The sequence below is a fragment of the Bradyrhizobium sp. JR4.1 genome, from assembly GCF_040548605.1.
GTDB classification, from domain to species: domain Bacteria; phylum Pseudomonadota; class Alphaproteobacteria; order Rhizobiales; family Xanthobacteraceae; genus Bradyrhizobium; species Bradyrhizobium canariense.
The window spans coordinates 1-4,942 of sequence record NZ_JBEPRY010000065.1; the positions used below are offsets into that span (position 1 = coordinate 1).

The 4,942-nt window shown below is 59.3% G+C and carries 4 protein-coding genes and 1 pseudogene; 3 read left to right on the forward strand and 2 right to left on the reverse strand.

Translation table 11 applies throughout. The features are described from left to right. Window positions 1–269: 269 nt before the first annotated feature. The 3 genes from ABIB90_RS41400 (at window position 270) to ABIB90_RS41410 (ending at window position 1,623) form a co-directional block, all read left to right on the forward strand. Window positions 270–509, forward strand: coding sequence for a hypothetical protein (locus ABIB90_RS41400; RefSeq protein ID WP_354172890.1), 240 nt, complete (start codon window positions 270–272; stop codon window positions 507–509). A 69-nt stretch (window positions 510–578) separates the two neighbouring features. Then, complete coding sequence (locus tag ABIB90_RS41405) at window positions 579–779, forward strand: hypothetical protein (protein WP_354172892.1); 201 nt, start codon at window positions 579–581, stop codon at window positions 777–779. A gap of 292 nt (window positions 780–1,071) precedes the next feature. Next, complete coding sequence (locus tag ABIB90_RS41410) at window positions 1,072–1,623, forward strand: hypothetical protein (RefSeq protein ID WP_354172894.1); 552 nt, start codon at window positions 1,072–1,074, stop codon at window positions 1,621–1,623. A gap of 26 nt (window positions 1,624–1,649) precedes the next feature. On the opposite strand, the gene ABIB90_RS41415 is transcribed toward ABIB90_RS41410, so the two are convergent. Then, window positions 1,650–2,960, reverse strand: coding sequence for an adenylate/guanylate cyclase domain-containing protein (locus ABIB90_RS41415; protein WP_354172896.1), 1,311 nt, complete (start codon window positions 2,958–2,960; stop codon window positions 1,650–1,652). A gap of 341 nt (window positions 2,961–3,301) precedes the next feature. Beyond that, a pseudogene (locus ABIB90_RS41420) lies at window positions 3,302–4,733 on the reverse strand (IS1182 family transposase). Between the last annotated feature and the right edge of the window lie 209 nt (window positions 4,734–4,942).

Genomic DNA, 4,942 nt, shown 5'->3' on the forward strand with positions numbered 1-4,942 from the left:
GCCGCTGCCTGAACGGGTCAGATGCCGCCCTCGATACGAAGGCCATCCGTCAAAAACGCGGGTGTCACGTGCGGAGAAAATCGCGCTTACGATCGATATCTGTCCTGACACTCGTCACGGGGCGCGTCCCGCTTCAATGCGACGGACGTCCTGAAGGGCGCGACCGGCGCCCTCATCGAGTGGCCGGATTCACCTATGGAAATGCTGGAACTGGAGAGGACTGCGACGCTAGCGGCCGTTCCAATCGTCCAAGTATTGCGGGTCGGTCCATGATTTCAGCCGATCAGTCGAACGAGAACACCGATGTCTCTAGGCAGTTGCCGATCGCGGGCAATTGGCACCTTCCCGAGTGGATTTGGGGAGTGAGCTTTTTCCTCAGCATCATGCTGGCGATGGCGGGATGGCTCTACGTGGTGGGCACGCTTTCCATCAAAGTTGTCTGGGCTAGCTTCCTAGCAGCCACGCGCCACGCGCCCCCGTTTGCCGTAAAGAATACTATTAAAATTTGACTGAAATTTTAGAACCTTCCTTCAGCGTCTTCGGGTACGCTGTTTGAGCATTCATCAGTGGAGGCACTCATGAGATATCTGCCCGACCATGGCCTGCCCCTTGTTCAACTCAAAGAGCGACGCCGCGAAATGGTCGTGGCGCTGCAGAGCCGCATCGGCCCGATCAGGGACGACGAACTGCAGAAGATTGCAGCAATACAGCAGACCATCTCCGCGTTCGAGGATGTCATCGCAGATCTGGACGCGGAATGCCTTGAACGGGCGGCCTGAGGCGAGCCAATCAGGCTTGTGCAGGTCCCGGATCTGGATAAGGATCATGCTGCTACCGGCTCGCGTATTGGGTGGCCGCCCCACCTTTTATTAGGACCATTGGCAGGCCGCCGTCATCCCAGGATGACGGCGGTTTGATTCAGCGGTGACGACTGCTAGCCTCGTAGCGCGAGCAGCTTCAATGCGGCGCAGCCGATCATTCCCCAAATCCCAAGGCTAATCAGCACCGCACGCTCGGGTGTTGGCTGTAGCGCGACAGCAACACTCAGGAAGTGAACAGCTGATACCAAGTATGCTGCACACCTTTCGACGGTGTTTGTTCTCGGCGTGCACGCGCAATAACCCCGCCGTGACCGACGACTTCACCATGCGCCGCACCGTGATCGGCGGCCAAAACGCGCCCGACGATTCCGACGTGATCTGGGACGAGCTTTCGATCTGGCGGATCTTCCGTGGCGTCGGCGGCATCGACGGCTGGTCGTGGGCCGTGATCCTGCCGAACGTCCCCAGCGCAGCGAGCACCGCGGCGGCGCCGCCAGCCTCAACGAGGCCAAAGGCCGCTTCCGATCGGCACGAGGCGGTGCGGATCCAACGACAATTGCAAAGTTGCGGGCTCGCTATGACACGGAACAGCTATCGGCGCTCAGAAGCCAGGCGATTTCCACTCCAACGGCCTGAAAACGCAATTACTGTCGGCTCCCAAAATGTCTCGTTTGGGTCATTCGCGTCGGTTGGCCGGATCATGCGCGACTTCCGGTCTACCCCGGTGAACGGACATTCTCAGGATAGGCGGGCATGGCTCAAACGGGCCAAAAGTGGACATCGGGTGAGCGTCTCAGCCTAGAGCGCAATCGGCGCCCTAGAACTAATTCAGGTGATGGCTGCAAATAGGCGCATCGGCTCGGCAAGACCCTTAAGCTCGGCCGGTCCCTGATCAACGAACTTGAGGCCAGCACCTGCGACTAGGTCTCTTACCGTGCCCGAAGCGAGAACTTCGCTCGCTTTCGCATGCTGAGCTACCCGTGCTGCGATATGCACAGCGATGCCACCCACATCGTCGCCCATCATTTCAACCTCACCGGTATGGACGCCGGCCCGTACTTCGAGATCGAGCGGCCGCACCGCGCTGACGATCCTCTGGGCGCAGCGGACAGCGCGCGCCGGGCCGTCGAACAGGGCCAGAAATCCGTCGCCTGTCGTTTTAACTTCCCGTCCGCGATGCCGCTCTAGTTCCGAACGCACTGCCGCATGATGCGCTTCCAGAATTGAACGCCATTGCCTGTCGCCCACCAACGCTGCTCTCCTTGTCGAATCAACGATATCGGTGAACAGCACAGTCGAGAGTACGCGATCAAACTCGACGGCAGTAGCGGAAACCCCCATGAATTGTCTGATCTCCTCGACAATCCGATCCTGATCTCCTGACCAAGCGAGGTGATCGTCACCCGGGAGTTCGATGTAGCGCGCGTGAGGAATTCTTTCTCCAAGCTCGCGCCCGGCGAGTGCACGAATGCGCACATCGTCGCGCCGATGCATGACTAGGGTAGGAACCCGAATCGAGGGTAGGATGGCCGTTACGTCGATCTCGCGGTTCATACGCATCAGGTTGATAACATCAGACGGGCTGGCCGCCGAGCGCTCGAACTTGGCGAAGCGCTCCATGGCCCCGCGAACTGCGGCAGCTGACGGGGAGAAACTTGGCAGACTTTTGCCGGTACCCCAATTGGACCGGATATCGCGCTCCAATCCCACAAAATCGTCAAACGGAACGGAGGCGCCCACCGTGCGCGCATACGTGCCGAACAGGATGAGACCGGCGACCCGTTCAGGATAAGTCGCCGCAAACAAGATCGACATCGGCCCGCCTTCCGAGACACCGAACAAGTACGCCCTCTTAGAACCCGCGGCGTCGAGGACGGCGCGGATATCGTCGATCCTTTCATCGAGGTGCGGGACGCCGACGCCACGATCGCTGAGACCCGTGCCGCGTTTGTCGAATCGGATCAGTCGCGAGAACGAGCCGAGGTCGTTAAGAAAACGCGCGGCGTTGGGATTCTCCCACGACAGCTCCAGATGGGACACAAAACCCGGCGTCATGAGCAAATCCGGACCGTCCTGTCCGGATATTTGGTAAGCGACGAAGACCTCGCCGCTGGTCACATAGCGCGTCTCGACAACCATCGCTTCCCGCCGGTCTGGGTCACTTGGTAGCCTACGGCTAAAGGCCAAGCAGTGCAATTGAGCGCCGAGACGCTCGTGGTCGTGAGGCCATGGCCTCAGGCTGCCCTTGTTCGCTGAGGGTCGCGGCGCATCTTAGTCAAAACCTTTCGGAGGTCAGCTTTGGGTCTTGGTCGTGTAAAAACGCTGTTCCATGACGCGGACCGGCGCGGTCGAACTCAGGCTATCGCGGTCCGATCAATTTGGGCAAGTTTTACGGCCGCTCGACCAGAACTCATCCTGAGGCAATGTCGGGGCTCTTTTACGCGCCCCATGAACCGCAACGGCGCGCGGCAACGCCCGTATCACGCCCTCACCGCCGCCAGCAGCGGTTTCATCCCGACGATGTTCAGCACGCGTGTCAGATTGTAGCCGAGCACGCACAGCGCCATCTCGGTCGCAACTTTCGGCAGCGTCACGCACAAGAAGTGCGTCGCGCCCATGCGCATCTTCAGTGTGCCGAACGGATGCTCGACGGTCTCGCGGCGTGTGCGCATGGCGTTTGGATTCTTGTCAAGCCGCGCCTGAGCGCGTTCGAGAACGTCCTCGTGCACCCATACGGCGTTGTGGGCTCGGCGTGCACTTCGATTTGAGTGGACAGGTTTTGCAGGCGTTCGTCCGATGGTTGCGCAGCTTCTGGCCGTCTTCGTCGTTGGTATAATAATATTTGAGTTTCTCACCGGCAGGGCAGCGATAAACATCCTCATTTGGCAGATAAAGCAAAGTCCTGTTTGCCGAAGCGTCCCGAAGCCTTCGCACCCGATGTCATCGGCTTGGGCAAAGTCACCGTGATGCCAGATTGCTCGCACGCCACGATTTCTTCACCCTTGAAGTAGCCGCGATCGGCGACAACATCGAGCGTGTCGGCCTCAAGAACGGCTTTGGCTTGCCGGGCTATGTTTGCAAGTTGCGACCGGTCTGAGCCGCTTGTTGTCACCTCGTGCGCGACGATCAGATGGCTTTCTGTATCGACCGCCGTCTGCACGTTGTAGCCGACGACGCCAGAACCACGGCCGCTCGTGGCCATCGAACGGCTGTCGGGATCAGTGAACGATATCTGCTGATCGGGCGACGCCAGAACCTGTTTTTCAATCGCTGCGAGTTTCGCCATTTCAACGGTCAGATTTTTGAGCCGTTCTTTGATCCGCGTCTTTTTTAACTCCAGTGTTTCCGACGGCTCCTGCCGGTCGGCGGTATCGAGCTGAGCGAGATAGCGCGCAACACTCTCCTCCAATTGCGTGCGCCGCCGCTCGACTTTGCCGCGCGTGAAGTTCTTATCGCGATTATTGACTGCTTTGAATTTGCTGCCGTCGATCGCAACGCTGGCTGTCGCGAGCAAGCCCATCTTGCGGCACACCTCGACGAAGCGCGCGCAGACCTTTTTGATGCCGGGACCATTGTCCTTGCGGAAATCGGCAATCGTTTTGTGATCGGGCGCAAGCCTGGCGAGCAGCCACATCACTTCGACGTTGCGGCCAGCTTTACGCTCAAGCGGCGGCTCGAATGGACACGGTTGAGATAACCGTAAATGTAGAGCCCTAAGAGCGCGGCCGGATAATACGACGGCCTACCTGTGCCGGCAGGCTCAACGCCACCGAACCCAAGTTCAGCCAGATCGAGGGCTGCAACGAAGGCGTCGATCACGCGAACCGGATTGTCATCTGCAACCCAGTCGTCCAGGCATTCCGGCAACAAAGTAGATCGCCCGCGATCAGCTCCTTGAACGAAACGAGCCATGCCAGCCCCCGCCGATTCAGTGCGGGAATCATAGCAGGCACGGCGTTTTCACACAGCCAGGGTCGCGTCACAAGCTGCCCTGATGGCAGGGAAATGCCGCTTCCGGTCTGCACTGGATTGTGTTGCAAAACTCCGGTTGAGACGACTCGCGAACCGTGATTCCGTTGGTGTGAGGCGGCATTTGCGGGAGCAGCGGATGTTAGGTCGGC

Excerpts from the sequence above, each read along its gene's own strand:
- ABIB90_RS41400 (WP_354172890.1), top strand. The coding sequence starts at position 270 with ATGATTTCAGCCGATCAGTCGAACGAGAACACCGATGTCTCTAGGCAG.
- ABIB90_RS41405 (WP_354172892.1), top strand. The coding sequence starts at position 579 with ATGAGATATCTGCCCGACCATGGCCTGCCCCTTGTTCAACTCAAAGAG.
- ABIB90_RS41410 (WP_354172894.1), top strand. The coding sequence starts at position 1,072 with ATGCTGCACACCTTTCGACGGTGTTTGTTCTCGGCGTGCACGCGCAAT.
- ABIB90_RS41415 (WP_354172896.1), bottom strand. The coding sequence starts at position 2,960 with ATGGTTGTCGAGACGCGCTATGTGACCAGCGGCGAGGTCTTCGTCGCT.